Here is a 20,150-nt window from a genome sequence, read left to right as displayed (position 1 = left end):
GAACCCTGCCACGCTGACCGCACGTCAGGTTCGTTCTCGATGAGCAGGATGGAATGCATGAGGGGCCTTCATCCGATCGTCTTATCCAATCCTGATCGATCTGCAAGTCCTGCTCCATTTCTGGATGCACGCGTAAGAGACTTATGCGAGCCGGAGGACGGGAAAACCCTCGAAAGGTCGTCCCGCATCTGAAGTCGGGTAGATTGTTCCGGTGTCCATCCTTTTCGTGAACACACGCCATGAATTCTCATCCGGCATCGCCGCTATGGAATTTCGCCGCCTGGCTGCGCCAGCAGAATACGACGCTCACGGAAGAATGGATGGATGCGGTCTCCGCCGATCCGAATCTTGTGGAGGCCGACCGGCTGACCTACGAGGAGATGGCCGACCACCTGCCGAAACTGCTTGAGGAGATCTGCAATGTGCTCGACGCACGGGATCTCGGGTGGGTCGAGCCGGCCATCGAACGCGACGCCGTACAGCACGGCAGGGTCAGGTGGCAACAGTGCTATCGGGTCGATGAGCTTGTTCTGGAGCTGGAACTGTTCCGCAAGGTGCTCGTGAGCGCGGTGGAGGTCTTTTCTGAATCGGAGCCGGCATTCGGGAGACAGCACGAACGGCAGGCCCGACACCTCATCGACGAGGCGCTGGCCCTCGTCACCGTCACGTCCATCCGTGAGGCCATCGCCGAACGGGACCGCAAGGTCGACGCGTATGCCAGCAGGCTGGAACACACCAACGACGAACTGACACGCAAGCAGCAGCTGGTGAGTGACCTGTATGAATCACGGATGCAGATCACCCGCAGCGTGGTGCACGATTTGCGCAACTTCCTGAACGCGTTCTCGGTCGGGCTGCAGCTGATTGCCCGCGCACCATCCAGGGCGGATGCCGGCCTTGCGCTCGCCACCCGGCAGGCGGCCGACATGAAGCTACTGGTCGACGACATGACCGCGTATTCAGTTGTGCCGGGGGGCAGCACATCGCTCGCCGTCGAGCAGTTCGACCTCCGGGAACTCTTTGACGAGCTGGTGACGGTTTGCCGGCCGGATATCGAGGCGAAGGGATTGCGCCTGTCCGTGGTCTTTGATGCGGGCGTGACGTTGGTTGCCTCGAACCATGTCAAGGTGAAACAGGTTGCGCTGAACCTGCTGTCGAATGCGACCAAATATACGAAATCCGGGGAGATCGAACTCGCGATGGGTGGCCTCGCGGACGGCAACTGGTATCTGCGCGTGTCAGACAACGGCGTCGGCATCGCGACATCAGACCGGGAACGCGTATTTGGCGAGTTCGAACGGGCTGCGGGCGATGAGATTCCTGGCGCGGGTCTGGGACTCGCGATTGTCGGGGAGCTGTGCCGGCTGCTGCAGGGCAGGATCGCCGTCGCGTCTCGCGAGGGGCATGGCACCATCTTTGAAATCCGGTTTCCGCTCCATCTGTCGAAATCCGGACAGGCTCCGGTTGCTCCCGGCCAATGAAGGCGCAGGAGGAGCGGGCGCGCATCGACATCGGCTGGCGAGTCATAGGCGAAACGATGCTTTTCCTCACCACTCCGTCGCCAAAATTGGCTCACCGTTCTTCACTGTAATCTGATTGAGTGTCGGATCCACCGTATGCACGGCAACGATGTACAGGCGGCCTGCAGGAAGAACACGCACCGAGACCTTCGTCAGCAGTATTGAGCTTGCGTATATAGGTGAACGAGGATCAGGGTCCGCCTTTATTCTGCAATGCGCTTAAAACTGGCATAGTAATCGTCGGTGTAATAGCAGTCGCCGGTCTGCCTGCGCGGTCCACCACATACGATCCGGCGCTGCCCGCGATCCGTCATGCCAGGCGTGCGAACCGTGTACGTGTGGTAGTAGCCGCGCGGATGCCCCGGCAGAAAAAGCGCACTGTTACGGAACAATACACCGTCCTCCCCGAAAGGGAATGGCCCCCCCGCTTTGATCAGCCGCAGTGTTTCGACTGCTTCCCCCGGCAACTGTGTCTTCGTGACGGCGCCCAGCACGCCGGTCTCGCGCGCGCCTGATGCGGTGGGTGTATCGCTCGCGCCAGGCGCTGGCTGAACCGGCGCCTGGCTCGCAGATGCGCCCGATGCCTCAGTGACGTTTCGCGATCCCTCCTTGCCACATCCGCCAAGGATCGCACTCAAGGCGACGATGCACGAGCAAGCCCACGCGCTCTTCACGAAACGGCTCTCCGGTTGACCAGAATCCGACGATCCGGCTAGACATAAAGGTATCGCTAACGGCGGAGCGAATCAATCTTCGGCCCGTGTAGAGCGTATTAAATCTGTCGTCCTGCAAAGCGGCCAAAACGTGGCGGACAGGAAACTCACGGCGCAAACCGGCGAACGCTCAGAGTTCAGGCGCTGCGTCCCATTTAGGTTTGGTTTCTTTACTCCATTTGTGCGGATCCTGTTTATGCATCTCTTCCATTTCGTTGGCAACATCCGGATGCCTGTCCACGACATGTTTCGTCATGGCTTTCACCATTTCGTCCCATGATTCGGCCGATAATTTTTGATCACACTTGCCGCCGAGCTCTTTGCACGTCATGGTTTTCATTTGGAGTCTCCGTCTTTCTAACGATAGTATCGGCGCGAGATGACACACCGTAGACGCGCGATGGCAGACGTGTTTCCGGAACCGGCGACGCTGCTGGATGCGACGTTGAATCTCGACGCAATTACTGGACCTGCGATCTTCGGGATTTAGCGCAAGTGAACTTTGGCGAATGGCCGCCAGGCGGTGAACCAATATCAGAGTTGCCCAAACACCGGACCATGGCCGAGCTCCTGGAACTTGCCGCGTAAGTCGCGCATCGACGGGATCGGCTCGCTGGGATTCATATCCGGGTCTGGGCCCGCTGCGATTACCCGGTTTCGCTGGCCCGGCAGCGCGCCAAGGAATCCGTCGCGCAAGGCATGGCACTCCGGCGCGAATTGGACGCGGAGTAAGGGCAGGAAACCTGTTGGATACCTGTCTGGTATCCGTTTGGTGGAGATATTCAAAAGAGGGCACTGCGCTTGAGCAGCGCGCCCGGTCAGTCTACGACGTGCTATGCGTCGTGCGGCGAAGTGCGATCGGCCCTGCTAGCCAAGGCTCGGCCAGTCTCGACTGTTGGAAGCCGGGGACAGACAACCTGGCTTCCAACAGCGGTGAGGAAGGGTGATCTGCTTACTGCCCCATCGTGCCTGACGCTGCAGGCTTCATGCCCATTGCGTCGCTGCCCTTTTTCATCGTGCTGTGTGTCGTCTTGGCCTTCTTCGTGTCTTTCGACATCGGCTTCTTGGCCATCGTGCCGCTCGCCATCTCAGTGCTCGACATCGCGCCGCTCGCCTGCGCGAATGCCGCCGTGGTGGCAAAGGTAAGCGCCGTGGCAAGCGCTGCAACGATTACTTTCTTCATGATCTTTCTCCTTTGTTGGCAGCGGATCAAAAACCCGGTTCCTGCTGCATGATTCAAATAACGGCCACCGGCGAAGATCCGTTGACCTTGTTGATGGTGGATACTGGATTTTTCAGTGGTGGTGTGCGCGCGATTGCAGCTATCGGCGCGTCAAAAAAAGCCTGCCTCACAAGGGGCGGGCTGAATCCATATCGAGTACACAAGGAGGAGCCATGGAGGAAACGGAGATAACTAAAACCCTTAATTCCAGGCTCTGCTGTCCATGAAGGAGAAATAACACCCAGACCGCAAAGGCCCGGGCGAAGCCATCGGGAGTGACAGCGGAGGTATCGATACGAAACAAGCGTTGGCCGGACTCGACCGATGAACAGTTTTGTAAAAAAATTTCAATTTTTGTAAATCGCAAAAAATGCGAACGGCGCGCACCCACGCTAAAGGATCATCTGGCCGTCTATGTAGCGAAAATCATCAGATTAAATGATGTAAATAGTACTTTCGCCATTGTTACAAATGAAGATTTTTCGTCTTGAAGCGGGCCATGGCGAGCGATATGTTCAAGTCACTCGCGCGGTCTCCCCAGTCCTGCGGGTGTGTGATTCAGGCGGCGCCCCGTCATAACGCCGGTGGCGCCGCTCTTTGTGTACCCAGCCTTCCAGCTACGGCGTTGCAAGGTGCGCTGACGTGAACAAATCAGCGTGGGCGCGCCGCACGCGATATTTCATCTGGATGGAGTTTCGGCCGGAATGCCGCTCCGGGATGCCCGTGTCTCGTGCTGCATACCGTCGACGCCGTCGCGCTCGCAGATCCATTCAAACGCCCATTGTTGAGCAACCTCGATCGCTTCGTCCTCCGTGTCGAAATAGGAAAGGTCACGCTCGACGTGCATTTCACCTTCAACTTCATCATCAGCCGAAACGCGGACCAATCGCGCGTGCGCAAAGAATTTCCCAAGGGAGAACTCGGGCGTCGCGTCGATGGTCCACCCACGGTACCCGCATTGCATGATTACCTCCGATACGTAGGCTAATCGGGATTCGAAAAGACAAAGCATGGATTCGTCCGGTCGTAATCGCTAGACCTCCTTCTTCGGTCAAAATATACGCAGGCTTCCGCGCCTCGGCGGTTGGTCAGAGACCCATCTCGGGCCGTCGATACTGTTATAGACCTTCGGCGACCAGACGGTGATTCCAACTGCCTTGGGAACAAAGAAAATGCCGCGCAAACAGGCCGCCGAATCCAGCGTTCCGAGGACTCCTTCCCACCCCTGCTGTGGACATTCGAGCCTAGTTTGCGGAAGGCCTATATTGGGTCGCGTGCAGTCGATGGCGGAGAGAGGCCCCGACCGTCTACGGCCGGTCGTCCGCGTGCGTAGAATGTCGGCGCCTGCTCATCCATTGGACCGTCACGGATCATTTAACGCTAAAGCGTCGCGAGTAGCGGCTCGTGTATCGAACGAGCTGACGTTTGACCGGTACCGTACCGACTTCTTCCGCCTGATGTGAGAGGCTCTGCCGCATCCGCCGGTACATTCGCAATCCAGGTGTCATCTTCGCTGGGTGAGGTGTTTACGGCTTTTGACCGGCTGACGAGGAGCGGCATATGGAAAATGACCTTCATGGCACGGAGAATCGACTGCTGGGTCTTCTTCCCAGAATGGAATTTACGCGTCTGAAAACGCGTCTGGAGCGGGTTGAGATGGCGCCGGGATTGATCGTGTACAGGACCGGCGAACATCTCGACTACGTTTATTTTCCGACGACCTCAATAATATCGTTACGGCAAGCGACGCCGGATGGCGAATCGGCGGACATTGCAGTAGTTGGTAACGATGGCGTGGTTGGCACCGAGCTTTTTATGGGTGACGAAGAAGCTACAAACACAGCTGTCGTGCGAAAGCCGGGCGCGGCGTACCGACTGAGCGCAAGCGTCCTGATGGAAGAGTTTCGTCAGGCAGGCGTGATGCAGCGGCTGTTGCTACGTTACACCCTGGCGCTGTTTGCGCAGATTGCCCAGACGGTCGTTTGCAACGAGTATCATTCGACGGACCAGCGCCTGTCCCGGTGGCTGCTGCTCGGTATCGACCGCCTGCCGCCGAACGAACCAAAGGTGGCATCGGAACTGCTGGCCGATGTGCTTTGCGCACGGGGAGCCAGCATGAGCAAAGCCCTCGCGCAATTGCAGGGCGACGAGGTGATCCGTAAAGGCGATGGTTATATTGAGGTACTGGATAGGGCCTGGCTCGAAGACCATGCGTGCGAGTGCTATGGCGTAGTGAAGCGGGAATACGACCGACTGTTAGCCGATTCGACGGAGGCATAGTGGCCCAGGGAGCGACATTCGCCCACGCCGTGGCTCGGACATCCATGCGTCCGCTCAGTGCAGTATACGAGCGTTGACTGCGCGGCCAGGCGCTCCGTCATAACGGTGATGAAAATCACCAGGCGAGGATTCCGTCAGGCTGCAGGCGACGGTTCGGGGGTGCAGTCTCTCACCCGATAATCGTGTATCGAATTCGCGCCTCAGCTCCCCCGAACCATCAATGCCCTGAAAAGCGCCTGATGGTCGAACGGTTTCTGACAGCGCGGGTACTGACGGTACTGGCGATCGACTGCATCGACGCCATAACCGGTGGCAAAGACGAACCGGATGTGCCGCAATGCAAGCGCGTCTGCCACGGCATACGACTTCTCGCCGTTCAGATCGACATCCAGAATCGCCACATCGATGTGCTCCTTGCCTTCTTCGATCAGCATGACCGCGTCCTGCGCCCGCGCGATCGGCCCTACGACGCTCGCCCCCGCCTCTTCAAGCGTGGTGGAAAGTGCAAGCGCCACCAGGTAGTCGTCTTCGACCACCAGGATTTTTTGATTCTTCAGCAGTTTCGCAAACCCGGTCATCTGCTGCTTTCCTGGGAGGTGCTATCGCGCGAGCGAGCGGATGGCAAGGGTATCTCGATATGGCATGAGATGCCGTCCGCGTTGAAAGCCAGTTCAGTATTCGCATGAAGCGTAAATTTCAGCGCTTTCTCGATCAGTTGCCGACCGAACCCGGTTCTTGAGGCATCAGGCGCTGTTCGCAAGCCGCTTTCGAGCCAGTCAATCACGACTGAAGCGGCACCGGATGCCCCGGGCTGAACATTCCACTTCACCGCAAGTCGTGCATCCTCATCCTTCAGTGCCCCGTACTTGACTGCGTTCGTTGCCAGTTCATGCAGCACCAGCGCTATCGTCTGGACATTGCGAAATCCGAGCGGCACAGGTGGGCCATTCACAACAATCCGGTCGCTCTGCGCCACGCCGAGTGCATCGAACTCGAGCCGCACAATGTCGCTCAGGTCGATCAGATCCCCGTTCGCTTCGCCGATGAGCCCCTGAAGGCGCCCCAGCGCCGCCAGACGGCTGGTGAATGTCTCAAGTGCCGGATCGCCTGTGAGCGTCTGTTGCGCGATCGACTGGATGACCGCGAGCAGGTTGCGCGTGCGGTGCTGCAACTCCGCGATGAGCACATTCTGCCTTTCCTCAGCATGCATCATGCCCGTCACGTCTACAAACGTGACGACGACGCCGTCTGTTGTCCGGTCGCCATCGTGATAGGGCGCGAGGCGTACCAGAAAATGTGTCGCCCCGTCGCGGCTGCTTACCTGTCGTTCCCGTAGCTGACTGGTGCGAAATACGGCCGCGATATCGTCCTCCAGCTCGTGCAGGTTCAGACGGCTCGCGAGTTCCGTGATCGGGCGTCCCCGATCGCCGGGGCGAATATGGAAGATACCGCTCATCGCCGGCGTGAACGTACGGATCACGAGGTTGCGGTCGAGAAACACGGTCGCGACTGCGGTGCTCTCGAACAGGTTCTGCAGGTCACTGTTCGCCCGGTCGAGCGCATCGATCTTGCCGTTCAGTTCAAGATTGACGGTGTGCAGCTCCTCGTTTAACGAAACGAGTTCCTCTTTCGACGCCTCCAGCTCCTCGTTCGATGATTGCAGTTCCTCGTTGACCGATACCAGCTCCTCGTTCGACGATTTGAGTTCCTCGAGTGCTGTTTCGTATTCCTCGATCATCGACTGCAGACGTTCGCGGGTATCACGCAGTTCCTTTTCGGCCTGGGCCGCAGTCCCGTCATGCATGGCCTGCGCCCGTACAATGGCCTCCTCACGGGTCAGGCCCGGCCCCTGGTCGGCGAAGACGACGAGATACATGCGCTCATTCTGCGTGTGATCGGCAAGCGGTTCGACCGTCAGACTGACAGCCTGCACGCGGCCGTCTTCCCCCTCGACTACCACACCGTCGCGTGTAACCGCACGCCCCGACTCCACCGCCTCCCGGAAGACCGAGCGCAGGTCGAGGCCGAGCCCCTTGCGCGCCATCGCAAACAGCTGCCGCGTCGGTGCGCCAGGCGCCGCCTCCAGGTATTTGCCCGTACGGCCCGAGTAGTAGACAACATCGCCATCACGCGTGGCCAGCACGTGCGGCGGGGTGAACCGCTCCAGCATGTGGGTATCCACCACGTGACGGAGCGCCGCGCTTCCCAGCGGGGGACGGCTGGGCGCGAGCGCGGCCAGATGGCCGATGCGCAGGGCGGAGACCGCCAGCGGCAGACGGATCTGCGGCGCGACGTCTGCCCGGCGCCGGAAAATCCGGTGCTTCTTCTCTACGGGCACGAAAAGCTCGTCGAACTGGCTGACGTTCTCCGATGTGCCGAGGAACAGATAGCCATCCGGACGCAGCGCATAGTGAAACGTGGGGATGACCTGATTCTGGAACTCGGTACCGAAATAGATCAGCAGGTTGCGGCAGGACACGAGGTCAATACGGGAAAAGGGCGGGTCGCGGATGACGCTGTGCGGCGAGAAAATACAGAGATCGCGGACCTCCTTGGCGAGCACGTAGCTGCTGCCCTCGGGAACAAAAAACCGCTGACGGCGCTCTTCCGATACCCCGTCGAGTAACGGGAGCGGGTAGCGGGCCGCGCGCGCGGCGGCAAGCGCCCCGTCATCAATATCGGTCGCAAAAATCTGTACACGGGGCGCGTCCGTGCGGCCGTTGATCTGCTCACGCATCAGTATCGCGAGTGAATAGACCTCTTCGCCTGTCGCGCAACCCGGCACCCATACCCGCACGGTATCGTCTGCGCCGCGGCCTTCGAAGAGTTCTGGCAGGACGACATTCGCGAGACTCTCGAAGGCCTGTGCATCTCGAAAGAAGCTGGTGACGTTGATGAGCAGGTCACGAAAGAGGGCTGTAACTTCTTCAGGGTCTGCCGACAGCCGGGCCACATAGGCCTCAGGCGCCTGGATCTCCAGAACCTGCATGCGCCGCTGCACACGGCGCAGGAAAGTCTTGACCTTGTAGCCACTGAAGTCGTGTCCGATCTGGTTGCGCAAGATCGCGTAGATGGCTTCGCGCGCCTCATCGAACCCCGTCGTTTCGGCTTGTGCGTTGACCTGTCCGTCGAGCATGAAGGCGCCGCTGGCGAAGCTGGCGAGCTTCGCACCCATCTGCTCGACCGGCACCGCGAAATCGACGAGACCAGTGGAGATTGCACTGTCGGGCATGTCGGGGTGGTGCGGACCGAAGCCGTCGGGCGCCTGCGCGAGCGTCAGCCCGCCGCGCTCCTTGATCGCCTTGATGCCGAGTGTGCCATCGGAGTCTGCGCCGGAAAGAATGACGCCGGCGCAGATCTCGCCGATATCGGCTGCGAGTGCGCTCAGGAAGACGTCGATCGGCCTGCGTTCCCGCCGGTGCCTGTCCTGGGCCTGAACGTACAGTGTCCTGTTCGTGACGCTTAGCACGGCGTCGGTTGGTAACAGGTACACAGTGTCGATCTCGATTGGCATGCCATCGGTAATGATGTGCACTGGCATCGGGGAAAAACGCGAGACGATCTCCGGCAGGAGGCTTTCACGATCCGGGCTCAGGTGCGTGACGATAACGCACGCGAGGCCGGGCTTCTCCGGCATGCCGCGGAAAAAGCCCTCCAGTGCCTCGACGGCGCCGGCAGACGCACCCACGCCTACAACTGGAAATTCAGTAGCTGACATTACGGCTTCTCCCGCATCGCAGCACGGTCGCGACCGTTCGTCCGTTCCTTGCGCGTCGGCGCCGGCCTGTCGCTGTTACGGTCCAACTCAGCATGGCGCGCGGCCCGCTCTTCCAGCAGGCGCAGCCCGGCGCGGACGACCTCGCTGGCTGTGCCGTAACGACCGTTCACGATCTGTGTTTTTACAAACGAAGCGAGATGCTCCGTCAGACTGACGCTGATTGCGTATTTGGCCGGCATGGCGACTCGGAATGGGAGAGGGATAACACTTTATATTACCCCTGCCCGACTGGCACAGTGAATCGGTATGAGTCACCGCTTCATGAAACGCTTTACGGAAAGGGGGCTCAACGGGCTGCGCTCAGTGCGAGGCCGTTCGAATCGGGTCACGTCGAAGCTCTTACTATCGCAGGCACTCATTGTCTGTTGAGCATGGCTATGTGCTGAGCGGGCGTGCAGTAAATACGGGACGTGAACCGGACCGCCGCGCCACTATTACGCAGCTGGTTTGCGTGATGGCAAAGGAAAATCCTCCACGAATGCGCAGCGGCGGAGGGCCGTCGTTTACACAACCTGCCCTCGTAATCATCAGCGGGACGGAAACTCTTGAGGAATAAAAAATGCTGATGCTACAGGCGTAAAGCTGGACAAGGTGCCGGAGGGATTGAAAATGGACATACTCGAAATGGCGCGCAATTCAGGATTCGCGGTATTACTGGACGGCAGGATTGGGCACGATGAATACACCAGCGTTTCTGGCACGAAGGAAGCATTGGAACGGTTTGCAGATGCGGTCCGGATGACAGTATTGCGAGGGAGCAATCGACGTACCAGATTTCGGCCTGCCTGCATATCGACAGGGTACCGGCAGTCGCGACGCACGTACGCAGGCATTGAAAAACTGCCGTAACAATTCACTCTGATCCTGGCCACCCCCTTGTGCAGCCGCGGCGGCAACATGTTGCCGCCGCAATGCGTCGCGAACAGCGCGTAGGTCGCCTCATGGTCAGCACATTGACGAAAATTCTACTCATTGTTGTTATTGCCGCTTCGTGTAGCGGATGCACGCGCAAGGACGACAGCGGAATTACCATTCCGGGCGGACACAACAGCAATGGCAACGGTGCCTCATCGCCGAGGGCGGGCGTGGGTTCCTGAGTTCTTCCGGCGAGTTCGGCGCACACGCGCGAGACGCCTGTCAGGTGAGGGAATACAGGAGGAAACGATCATGAGGCCGATTGACCGGGAACAGCGGATCGAAGAGATCGAACTGGGATTGGCAGGGCTTTTCGCCTCACCCAAGACACCGTCGGTGCAATGTTATGAGGAAGGATCCCGCGTGCAGTTCCAGCTATCCTGGGTTGTCGAATCAAAACGCGATACGTCGCTGGATTCGCGCTGCGTCACGGCGATCCGATTTACGGCACCACAGATTAATCGCTACGCCGCGATGGACACTACCCAAGGCAGGGCGATCCGCAACCGGCTGGGGGCTTTCATCCGGCAGCGCGTTGACGAACAGTACACGCCACCTCCAGTAGAAGGCGACTGCTCGATCGAGATCAACGTCGACGACGCGCTTCTCGATGTACAGGACGAGGAAGATTATTACCCGTGAGGTAGTACTCAGGGATAAAAGTACGCATCGAGCGCCCACGGCAACGCGATCAGACGATCCACCATCGCTGCGAGCGTATCGGACGTCACGGCCGCAAACGTAATGGTCATTTCTTCGTAGCCGTGACGGCGATCAACGCGGACCCGAACGTGGTCCGCATGGTGTGCCTCGCAACCGAGAACCTGCCACGCAGCAACAACCCTCAGGTTCCCTGCCCTTGCACGCACGGTGAGCCGGTAACGATCGCACTGGACCGGTGTGCGGGCTGACGTCACCTGCATAGTGGGATCGTCCGGTGATACTTCAATTTGCTTGTCGGTCGATTGCATTCTGGACTCCGGAGGGCCAGCCCTGCGGAACAGGGACCGGAGCCGGTTGGCCGCTCGCGGGACGTCCGCTGCATGACTATCGTTATAGTCTGCGAGATTGTCAAAGGTGAGGACCGCACGTGGAAACCCAGCGACATTCTGTAGCGCGGCTGCCCAGTGGTTCGTCAATACGACGGCACGACGTGTCATAGCCATGCTGCGATGGCTCCGGCGAAGAACAGCTAGCTGTCGCGATGTTGTCGGGGTCTACTGGCTCGCACCCGACGCGCCTCCGCCCATGCCTCCCGCAGCGGCTCCGCCGCTCGCGGCCGACGGTGCGCTCATTGCGCCCGTGCTGCCAGCATCAGTTCCTGCGCCGCCACTGTTACCAGCACGCTGGCAGCCTGCTGCGCCCATCGTCAACATCGCGATTGCCGTGATTACCATGACGTTCCTGAAATTCGAGTTCATCACAAATTCTCCTGCATGGCTCGCCCCGATCACCGTCCGAACTCCTTTAACGACAAGCGAGCGTGGATCCGGCGAGCGCACAATAGTGCGCCGACAATTCAAATGCATATTTCATTGACGGTATCCGCCGTCCATCCGCTGTAAAGGTGGAAGAAGTCACTGCTCGACAACGATAGGACTAGCAATAAACGCGCCCAAGGATGCATCGCACCGGTGCGGTTCTCATACGGCTCGTAGTGTTTTGCACAAATTGCAACGCCGCGTAAAAACCGCCGCTTACGTGTTTCTTCTATAAGCAGCTACGGGATCGGCAGCGCAGCATCCCGGCGGCCTGAAACCGAACGACAGAAGCGGCCGACGTGAGCCGGGCAAAATCTCTTTGGCAGATACGCTGAAGAGAACTTTCGGTCCGTAGTCCCTCTGACTGTTCCGCTCGCGACATCGGCCGTTACTTCCATGCGGCCTGGATGGTCGTTTGGGGTCGACAAGAGGCTGTCGTGCCCTCCCGACGGCGGCCGTTCACGGACCCGGCGATGTGCTCATAGGAGGCTGGACCGCGTTTACAGATTCGCTTGGTGACCCGCCCATCAAGCTAGGTATTCCTATTTTAATGGGTTGAGTTTCTGTCTGAACTGGCGGATGTTAAAACGCGCCACCCTTTTCCACATGACGATGCGGTACCGACTCGCGGCGTCGCCTTCAGATGTCCGGGATCTGCCGGGCATCGGGACCCAACCCTACGAAGCTCCGGTACGCCGCTCCAGTTCTGCTCTCGTGCGCTCCAGCTCCTGCACGATCATCGCCTCATCGGGCAACACCGTCTGGTATTCCGCCGCGAGAACCTTGCTCGGCAGGTTGTCCAGTGCGTAGTGTGCTTCGGCTGCACCTTTTTCGGCGCAAAGGATCAGACCGACCGGTGGATTCTCCCCAGGCTTCATCCAGTGCTCGCGCGCGTAGTTCAGATAGAGATGCATCTGCCCGGCGTCCGCATAGCTGAAGCGACCGACCTTGAGATCGATGATGACGAGGCATTTCAACCGTCGATGGAAAAACAGCAGGTCGACCCTGAACCACGTGTCGTCGATTCTCAGGCGGCGCTGCCGGCCGACGAACGCGAAGTCGTCGCCGAGTTCCAGCAGGAAATCCGCCAGGTGCCGGATCAGTGCTTCCTCAAGATCCGACTCCGAGTATTCGTCCCTGATGTCGAGAAACTCGAGGACGAACGGGTCGCGAATCGCCTCCTCGGGCGTGAGGAGATCACCCGGCTGGACATCAGCGGCTTTCCTGAGCAGCGCCGCCTCGTTGCGCGACAGCGCCAGCCGCTCGTAAAGCTGGCTACCGATCTGGCGGTCGAGCTGGCGCACCGACCAGCCTTCGCGCAACGCCTCTGTTTCATAGAAAGCGCGCGCGGCTGCCGTCTTCACTGAAAGCAGGCGCACATAGGCGGACCAGGGCAAAGTAAAGCGGGTGGCCAGCGCCATGTAATCGGGCGCCGTTGCCGTGGCGTCGACGACGTCGTTCGCCGGCCGCGATTGTCCAGACGGCGACTGGACATTTCCGGGCGCGGCCGTTTTTCCAGACACTGTCTGGAAAATCTCCGCCGCCGGCCAGGCTGAATAAAAGGCGCGCATGCTGGCCAGATTGGCCCGGCCGAATCCGCGTCCGAAACGGCGCGTCAGGTCCTCCGCGAGCCGGGCGATCAGTGCCTGTCCGTAGCCGGCGCGCGCCTGCCCGCCCTGCTCGCTGGCAACGATCCGCCGCCCGATCTCCCAGTAGGCGGCGGTCATCACGGCATTGACGTTGCGTGCCGCCGTACGTCGCGCCGACTCGACGGCACTGACCACTTCCTTGTGCAGCCCGGCGTAGTCGCCGGGTTCGATCGCCACCTTCGTCATGACGCGTTGACGGCATCCTTGAACGCCTTGCCCGCCGTGAACTTGACCGTTTTCGCCGCAGCAATCTGCATTTCGGCGCCGGTCGCCGGATTGCGGCCGGTGCGTGCGGCGCGCTGCCCCGTCGAGAACGACCCGAAGCCGACCAGTTGCACGGCGTCGCCGGCGGTCAGCGCGCCGATGATCGCCCCGAGCACCGCATTGATGGCTTCGCCGGTGGCGGCCTTGGTGTCGCCGGTGGTGGTAGCGACCGCATCGATGAGTTCCTGTTTGTTCATGAACAACTCTCTTCAGTGACGGAAACCCGCACCCTACCGCATCGCACGGCCCACAGGCAAACCTGGGACCACCTGACGCGGCGCGGCGCCCTGCCCTTTCTCCGGCACCCGGTCGTCAGCGATGACCAGAAAATGACCCTCTTCCGTGCCAGCAAAAAATCGCTACATCTGATCACTGGAGTAATCACGAACCGGCACCTCCGGCTGGAACCCCCGCACCGGCCCGACGGGCGGCGAACCGCGCCGGCGCGCCGCGCGCTCAGCGACTCCCGGGCGGGCGGGTCGACAGGGTGCGCCGGTACTGATCGACTTCCAGCAGCAGATGGTCAATCCGCTCGCGCAGCTGGCCATTCTGCGCGCGCAGCGCGTCCGCCTCCCCGCTCGCCTGCAGCCGCACCGCATCGTTCTGCATCTTGAGAAAGCGCTCGGTGCCGGCTAGCTGCGTGGCCGTCTGCGCGAGGGTCGTGGCGCCGACGCCGGCGCGTTCGATCGACGCATGCAGCTCGCCGAGCAGCCGGTTCACGTGTTCACCGGCCAGATCCCGCGCGGCATGCGCTTCGCCGAGTTCGCGGTGCAACTGCGCGTTCTCCTGTTCAAGACGCTGGATCCGCGCATGGGCATCTTCCAGCGCCGCCCGCAGCAGTGGCTGCTGCACCATCGCGTTCGCGTCACCACAATCCTGGGCAGCACCGCCCGCATGCCCGAGCACCCGCTCGCGCTGCGAGGTATATAGCGGTGCGAGCGCCTCGCGCACCACCGGGGCCAGCGCCTGTCGCATCAGGTCGAGATCGACCGGCCGGCTGTCCGCACTGCCCGGCTGCGCCAGCGGCGCGTGCGCGTGCGCGTGCGCGCGCAGGATCGCCCGCTGCACCGTCGGCGCACTGGGATGGCGCTGGACGCCGACCTGCGGCGCGACATCGCGCAGCAGCCGGCTGCAGGTCGTCGCGCCAAACACGCGGCCGGTAATCGCCCGGACTTCCGCGATCAGTCCATCCAGAAAACGCGCGTTGTCGACCGGGAAATCCCGGTCGGTCGCCGCGATGCCATTCATGATGGCGAGCAGCTGTGCATCGTTCCATTCAATCCGGGGTCGGCCCATTATTCAGCTCCTCGGCGTCCGTCAGAAAAGATCGCCCTGCCGCGGATCGCGCGCGGGCGGTTTCGACGCCTTCGCCGGCCGCGCCGGGCGCCGGTGTTTCGCGATGCGGCGCAGATGGGCCGCGAGTCGCACCACCGTGCCGTCGACCGTCACGGTCAGACTGAAGGGACCGGTTTCACCCGGCGCGCTCGCGCCCGGGTTGTCCCCTGCGGCGCGCAGCGACGGTTGAAGCGCATGACGGCGGGCGCGCGCGACGAGCTGCGCGCGGCTCATCCCGGGCCAGCAGTCCGCAATGAGCCGTTTGACCGCCGTGCAATGAAGCGAAAGTAGAAGCGTTTCGGAAGGAAAAGTAGAAGCAGCCTTGGCGCAAATGGTCGACATCGCCCACCCAGACGGTCGTCGTGTCCATTCCCTTCGTACCTATTCACTGCCATGTTCGTGTGGGTCTGGCAGCTTTCCGCTTGATCCGCTATCGGTACGGTGTGGCCCTGTTGGCAGAACCGCTTTGTTGGCTTTTCTCTCCCGCCGCTCGCTACGCCCCCGTTCCGCACGCTTCGCGACTTCTTCCAGAGATTGCACGTGTTCTGGCGTAGTACGACCAAAGCGCTTGTGATAACAGTGCGCGATAAATTCGGCGAGGGGGCGCTTCCACGGCTCCTGCTGGTCGTTAGCCAGCGATCCGAATTTTCGGGGATTCATTCCCAGTTCGCGAGCCATCTGGATATGGGTATGGCTCAACCTGAAGCGCTGCCTCGCTTCAAGCCACGGCTGAAGCTTCGATGGTCCCGCCATCAGTGCTCACCTTTGCGCCAACGCGCGACGGTCAGTCGCTCCACCGCTGCGTAGTAACGCGCTGGCGAAGCCGCAGCATCGTCGTTCTGATTCGTCTTCAAAATATCCAACAGATGCTCTGCGACGACTGACCCGATCGCGTGCACAGCGTCGTGTCGCGTAAGCCCTTCTTTCCCGAGGCGATCCATCGCCCGGACCACGGGCTCAAGGTTCAGGGCGATCTGGTTTTCGACGATCGCGTGTAGCGCGGCGTGTGCCGTGACGTTGGGAAGTTTGCTGCGGGCGACGCGGTGATACGCCTCGACGAGAGCAATTCGCTCCTGCTCGTCAAGCTCAAGCCATGATTCAGGTTCGGGCGCGCACTCGGGGTTGTACTCTTTCATGATGCTAGTCCTGTACTGGCTTTTGCCTATCGTAAAACTACCGTCTACAGCTGCGTTGCGCTTCAGTTCAGTCATCGGCGGCATAACGGGCGCCCGTCCCACACGACCGGGAGCGACTCGTTGACGACAACACGTCCGGCCACGGGCCGTGCGGGAACCGTCAATCCTGTGACCTGGATGCATCTCGACGTCATGCCGGCAGATGACGCGCCAGCACCGTGGTGACGAACGAATGCCCCGGAATGGCCGCAAACTGGTCCCGCAGACGCCTTTTGAGCTGGTCTCGTTCCATGCCGGTAGCAAGGGCCGCATCCGCCAGCGCACCGTAGGCATCCAGCACATCGCTCCCCGTGATTTCGTAACCGAAGCCTGCGGCCATCCAGTGCAGCGCCGCCGTGCCACACGCCACCGCGAATTCAGGCTTGCGCTGCGCGAAATCGCGTGCGGCCCGCGTCAGGGTTCGCGGGTCGGCGGGGCCGCGCATCGCAAGCGACGCCGCCAGATCGAGCAGGCCGGCGTCTTTCGCGGCGGCGAACCATTTCCCCTCGACACCGGGACTGCTCGCGACCAGGTCGTGGAGGATACTGTCGGGACTCCTGCCCGGATATTTTTTCGCGATGGCACGGAACGTCGCGAGATGCGTGGTGGCCTGATTGGCCTCGATCGCGTAGCGTCGATATGCCTCGTCTATCATGCCCGACGACAGAAGGATCGCTTCGCATTTGCGGGCGATTGCGGCAGTGGGTGCATTCAACCCCCTCGACGCTTCCGCGTAATGCAGTGCTTCAGCCGAACGATTTAATGCGATCAGTGCATCCACCCCGTACTGGCGATACCCCCACCAGTTCAGGCGCGCGGCATTCACGAGAGCGAGCAGTTCCTCATGGCGCCCGGCGGCATTCAGCGCGCTGAGGCAGGCGGTGGTACCCGCGAAATGCTCGCCCAGACCTTCCCCGCCCATCACGCGCGCCGTCACCGGCAACAACCGGTCCGCCCATGCGGACGCGATGGAGGGCGACGTACACAGGTCACCCCAGCGATCGCCCAGCTGTTCGATATACGGCATCGGGTCGTCCTGGAGCGCGTCAAACAGGCGTTCCAGCCAACGCGTCCGTACCGGAGCAGGTACGTCCACCCCGGCGATGACCGGCACAAGGGAATCGATTGTGCGATTCACGGCAGTACCCATTGCGCCAGAAGAACTGTCTACGTGCTCGAGTGCCGGCGAAAGCTTTTCGAGCAAAGCGACCGCGCCGTCCGCGGCGAGAACAGGATCTGCGCGAGCGATCTGCCGGATTTCGATCAGGGCCTCCTTCAGACGCTGGATCGGCAATGCGGATTTCCAGCCGAAGGCGCCACGCCGGAACCGCGTGGCGAAAGCCCATTTGTGAGAGGTTGTGCGTGTCATGCTCCGGGGCGCCTGCTCAGCGCGTCTTCATGTAGGCCGCGTACAGCGCCGCGTTGAGCGCCTGCAGTTCGCGCCGGGTTTCCAGCAGTTCTTGATGCCGGCCCTGACGCTCCAGGCTGAGTAACTCGAGCATCGTCTTCGCTGCCCGCTCGGGAGGATTCCGTCGCGAAGGCTCTGCCTGTTTGAACAGAGGCGCGAGGCCGGCCTTTTCCGTGAGTACCCACGCCGGAAACCATGCCAGATCGCCAACGTCGCCGGCGCCGTCGAACGACGTATCGAAGACGCGCCGCAACGTCTTGATGGACGAGTCGCCAAGACGGCTCAAAAGCTGGTCAAACCGGGATGGAGAAAGCCACGCAAGTTCCACCAGCAATGGCCAGGCGGCGTCCAGGCCATCGAGCCGGTAACGTGCCTCCGTCATCCAGCAAAGCGGCGCTGGAATCCGTCGCCAGGACGCGATGTGCGATATCGCATCGGAGGCCTCGGCCCACCGCGCAGCAAGCAGGAAGAGCGGCGCCGCGTGCGCATCCGCGTGGTGCGGACGGAAAGGGAGCGCAGCGGCGCGCCCGGCCAGTTCTGCCCAGAGCGGTGCGAGCCAGGCCGCCCCAGTCTGCCTCGGGAACACATGCGCGACTGCGGGCTGGACTTCGTGAGATAGCGACTGGCGAGCCTGCAGGGCGTCATGACGGTCAAACGGTACCGTCGATCGACCCTCGAGAGCATTGACGATCGAACCGAAATACACCTGAGCGACATCGTCCGGATACTCGTTCACAAGGGCCTGCAGCGCGCGCCGCGCGCCTGCGGCATCGTACCGCTGCAACGCTGACAGGACGTCATTGCGCAGCATCACGTCGCGGCTGTCGTTGAAAATGTCGAGCTGCATCCGTCGGATTCAGAACAGTTGGCTGGTCAGGCTGACGAGATTAATCCATTTGACCGTGCTTCTCAATTTTCCGCGGTGCTCATCGACTGACTCGGCGACTGCACGCACCGTGTCATGCTCTGGCTCCCATCTTGTACAGCTCGCCGAACCGCTAAGGAGATGTATTTCCGCACACAGATTGCCATAGTAACAGACAGTCAGTCTCTGAATGGTTGTTGATGCTTAACCGGGCGTGATGCAATCATGACGGTGCACCTGTCACGACAGCTGACCGTCTGCACCGTCAGCGCCCTCTTCCGACCGATGTTGGGCCTCCCAGGCACGGCGGGTTCTGGCCAGTTCTTCGGCGAGGAGTTTTTCATCCGGGAGGACCATATGGTACTCAGCCGCCAGCACTTTGTTTGGCAACCCTTCCAATGCATAACGCGCCACCGCGGCATTCGTTCGCGCACACAGGATCAGCCCAACGGGTGGGTTCTCTCCTGGCAGCGTCCAGTGCTCGCGCGCGTAATTACAGTACATGTGCATCTGACCCACGTCGGCGTGATTGAGCTCGGTGAGCTTGAGATCGACGATAACAAGGCATCGCAGACGCCGATGAAAGAACAGAAGATCTACCCGGAACCAGCTTTCACCAATCCGAAGGCGACGCTGGCGGCCCACGAACGTAAAATCGCCACCCCGCTCAAGAAGAAAGTCTTCGAGCCGATGGACCAATGCCTCCTCCAGTTGACTTTCTGAATATTCGTCCTTGAGATCCAGGAACTCAAGAACGTAAGGATCCTTGATGGCCTCCTCTGCGGTCACAAGGTCGCCCGGTTGCGCCTTTCCCGCCTTCTGTAGCATCTCCGGCCTGTTCTTCGACAGCATCGCACGTGTGTGAAACTGGCTGCTGATCTGCCGATCCAGTTGTCGCACGCTCCAGCCGCCACGCAGCGCTTCGGCTTCGTAAAACGCTCTTTCTTCAACGGACCGGGTTCGCCGCATGAGGTGGATGTAATGCGTCCAGGACAGCTGGAATGTGGTCGCGAGCTGGTCGAGATCGAAATTCCGAATCGCCGATTCGGAATTTCCCGGGTGGTCTGTGGGCGTAGATTTCCGAATCAGTGATTCGGAAATCGTGGCTGGCGGGTAGGTCTGGTAGAACATCCTCATCAGCTCCAGGTTGTCGACCCCAAACCCCCGCCCGAAGCGGGCTGTCAGGTCGACCGACAACCGCTCTAGAAGCGCCTGACCGTAGGCCGCACGCCCCTCCCCGCCCTGACTGAATTCGACAATACGACGACCAATCTCCCAGTAGGTAGCCGTCATCAGTGCGTTGACACTTCGGGCCGCAGCACGACGACCGTGTTCCAGAAGCGCAACGATGTCGCCATGTATGCCACTGTAATCGGCACCGCTTAATGCGATATCAGTCATTTGTACTGTCAACAGGTAGTTTCAGCGTTAATGAGTTCACCGTGGACATTATTGAGACTTCCATAATTCATGACATCACCACAGCGTAGCCTGGATCCAGCAAGCGGCGATGATCGAGGGTCGCTTTTGAGCACTCTTGAGCTT

The 20,150-nt window shown here is 60.7% G+C and carries 21 protein-coding genes; 3 read left to right on the top strand and 18 right to left on the bottom strand.

Annotation, left to right across the window (positions count from 1 at the left end):
• Positions 1-239 precede the first annotated feature (239 nt).
• Entirely contained in the window at positions 240-1,481 is a 1,242-nt protein-coding gene (locus tag BM438_RS40225; RefSeq protein WP_093646256.1) for a sensor histidine kinase, read from the top strand.
• 242 nt (positions 1,482-1,723) lie between these two features.
• On the opposite strand, the gene BM438_RS40220 is transcribed toward BM438_RS40225, so the two are convergent.
• The 5 genes from BM438_RS40220 to BM438_RS45945 all read right to left on the bottom strand — a co-directional run bounded on the left by BM438_RS40220 (position 1,724) and on the right by BM438_RS45945 (position 4,467).
• Positions 1,724-2,194 carry a ribonuclease gene (locus tag BM438_RS40220; RefSeq protein ID WP_093646254.1) on the bottom strand — a complete coding sequence of 157 codons (471 nt, stop codon included), beginning with the start codon at positions 2,192-2,194 and terminating at the stop codon, positions 1,724-1,726.
• 169 nt (positions 2,195-2,363) lie between these two features.
• Positions 2,364-2,573: a DUF1059 domain-containing protein gene (locus BM438_RS40215; protein ID WP_093646251.1), complete on the bottom strand. Its 210-nt coding sequence runs from the start codon at positions 2,571-2,573 to the stop codon at positions 2,364-2,366.
• Between the two features lie 194 nt (positions 2,574-2,767).
• Positions 2,768-2,929 (bottom strand): hypothetical protein, encoded by a 162-nt coding sequence (locus tag BM438_RS45775; RefSeq protein WP_167378531.1) that lies wholly within the window; start codon positions 2,927-2,929, stop codon positions 2,768-2,770.
• A 256-nt stretch (positions 2,930-3,185) separates the two neighbouring features.
• Positions 3,186-3,416: a hypothetical protein gene (locus BM438_RS40210; protein ID WP_093646248.1), complete on the bottom strand. Its 231-nt coding sequence runs from the start codon at positions 3,414-3,416 to the stop codon at positions 3,186-3,188.
• A 718-nt stretch (positions 3,417-4,134) separates the two neighbouring features.
• Positions 4,135-4,467, bottom strand: coding sequence for a hypothetical protein (locus BM438_RS45945; RefSeq protein ID WP_208620755.1), 333 nt, complete (start codon positions 4,465-4,467; stop codon positions 4,135-4,137).
• Between the two features lie 548 nt (positions 4,468-5,015).
• Between BM438_RS45945 and BM438_RS40200 the strand changes: the two genes are divergently transcribed.
• Positions 5,016-5,735, top strand: a complete 720-nt coding sequence (locus BM438_RS40200; protein WP_093646246.1) for a Crp/Fnr family transcriptional regulator — start codon at positions 5,016-5,018, stop codon at positions 5,733-5,735.
• 200 nt (positions 5,736-5,935) lie between these two features.
• Here the strand turns inward: BM438_RS40200 and BM438_RS40195 are convergent, their stop codons facing one another.
• Genes BM438_RS40195 through BM438_RS40185 form a run of 3 tightly spaced genes read right to left on the bottom strand, consistent with a single transcriptional unit; the run spans position 5,936 to position 9,692 of the window.
• Positions 5,936-6,313, bottom strand: a complete 378-nt coding sequence (locus tag BM438_RS40195) for a response regulator (protein WP_093646244.1) — start codon at positions 6,311-6,313, stop codon at positions 5,936-5,938.
• The gene (locus tag BM438_RS40190; RefSeq protein ID WP_341865806.1) at positions 6,310-9,423 is read right to left on the bottom strand and encodes a CheR family methyltransferase; all 3,114 of its coding nucleotides are present in this window, start codon (positions 9,421-9,423) and stop codon (positions 6,310-6,312) included. The genes BM438_RS40195 and BM438_RS40190 overlap by 4 nt, the downstream gene beginning before the upstream one ends.
• Before the next feature lie 29 nt (positions 9,424-9,452).
• Positions 9,453-9,692, bottom strand: a complete 240-nt coding sequence (locus BM438_RS40185) for a type II toxin-antitoxin system ParD family antitoxin (protein WP_093646239.1) — start codon at positions 9,690-9,692, stop codon at positions 9,453-9,455.
• 988 nt (positions 9,693-10,680) lie between these two features.
• On the opposite strand from BM438_RS40185, the gene BM438_RS40175 reads away from it, so the two are divergent.
• The gene (locus BM438_RS40175; protein ID WP_093646234.1) at positions 10,681-11,070 is read left to right on the top strand and encodes a DUF3022 domain-containing protein; all 390 of its coding nucleotides are present in this window, start codon (positions 10,681-10,683) and stop codon (positions 11,068-11,070) included.
• Between the two features lie 8 nt (positions 11,071-11,078).
• Here BM438_RS40175 and BM438_RS40170 read toward each other — a convergent pair whose 3' ends face one another.
• The 10 genes from BM438_RS40170 to BM438_RS40125 all read right to left on the bottom strand — a co-directional run bounded on the left by BM438_RS40170 (position 11,079) and on the right by BM438_RS40125 (position 20,006).
• A complete protein-coding gene (locus tag BM438_RS40170) occupies positions 11,079-11,399 on the bottom strand; it encodes a hypothetical protein (protein WP_093646231.1) in 321 nt (106 codons plus the stop codon).
• Between the two features lie 246 nt (positions 11,400-11,645).
• Entirely contained in the window at positions 11,646-11,849 is a 204-nt protein-coding gene (locus tag BM438_RS40165) for a hypothetical protein (protein ID WP_093646228.1), read from the bottom strand.
• Positions 11,850-12,586: 737 nt separating this feature from the next.
• Entirely contained in the window at positions 12,587-13,744 is a 1,158-nt protein-coding gene (locus BM438_RS40160) for a PDDEXK nuclease domain-containing protein (RefSeq protein WP_093646225.1), read from the bottom strand.
• Positions 13,741-14,019, bottom strand: coding sequence for an HU family DNA-binding protein (locus BM438_RS40155; protein ID WP_093646222.1), 279 nt, complete (start codon positions 14,017-14,019; stop codon positions 13,741-13,743). Before BM438_RS40155 ends, BM438_RS40160 begins: the two co-directional genes overlap by 4 nt.
• Before the next feature lie 259 nt (positions 14,020-14,278).
• Positions 14,279-15,118, bottom strand: a complete 840-nt coding sequence (locus BM438_RS40150) for a hypothetical protein (protein ID WP_093646220.1) — start codon at positions 15,116-15,118, stop codon at positions 14,279-14,281.
• Positions 15,119-15,139: 21 nt separating this feature from the next.
• Positions 15,140-15,391: a hypothetical protein gene (locus BM438_RS40145; protein ID WP_244179571.1), complete on the bottom strand. Its 252-nt coding sequence runs from the start codon at positions 15,389-15,391 to the stop codon at positions 15,140-15,142.
• 518 nt (positions 15,392-15,909) lie between these two features.
• Complete coding sequence (locus tag BM438_RS40140) at positions 15,910-16,368, bottom strand: hypothetical protein (RefSeq protein WP_244179570.1); 459 nt, start codon at positions 16,366-16,368, stop codon at positions 15,910-15,912.
• Positions 16,369-16,483: 115 nt separating this feature from the next.
• Complete coding sequence (locus BM438_RS40135; protein ID WP_093646214.1) at positions 16,484-17,701, bottom strand: hypothetical protein; 1,218 nt, start codon at positions 17,699-17,701, stop codon at positions 16,484-16,486.
• A gap of 16 nt (positions 17,702-17,717) precedes the next feature.
• Complete coding sequence (locus tag BM438_RS40130) at positions 17,718-18,587, bottom strand: hypothetical protein (RefSeq protein ID WP_093646211.1); 870 nt, start codon at positions 18,585-18,587, stop codon at positions 17,718-17,720.
• A gap of 258 nt (positions 18,588-18,845) precedes the next feature.
• Positions 18,846-20,006 carry a PDDEXK nuclease domain-containing protein gene (locus BM438_RS40125; RefSeq protein ID WP_093646208.1) on the bottom strand — a complete coding sequence of 387 codons (1,161 nt, stop codon included), beginning with the start codon at positions 20,004-20,006 and terminating at the stop codon, positions 18,846-18,848.
• Positions 20,007-20,150 lie beyond the last annotated feature (144 nt).

This window comes from Paraburkholderia aspalathi, assembly GCF_900116445.1.
Lineage (GTDB): Bacteria > Pseudomonadota > Gammaproteobacteria > Burkholderiales > Burkholderiaceae > Paraburkholderia > Paraburkholderia aspalathi.
The sequence above is the reverse complement of the archived record's forward strand: the minus strand, read 5'-3'. Positions and strand labels throughout refer to the sequence as shown.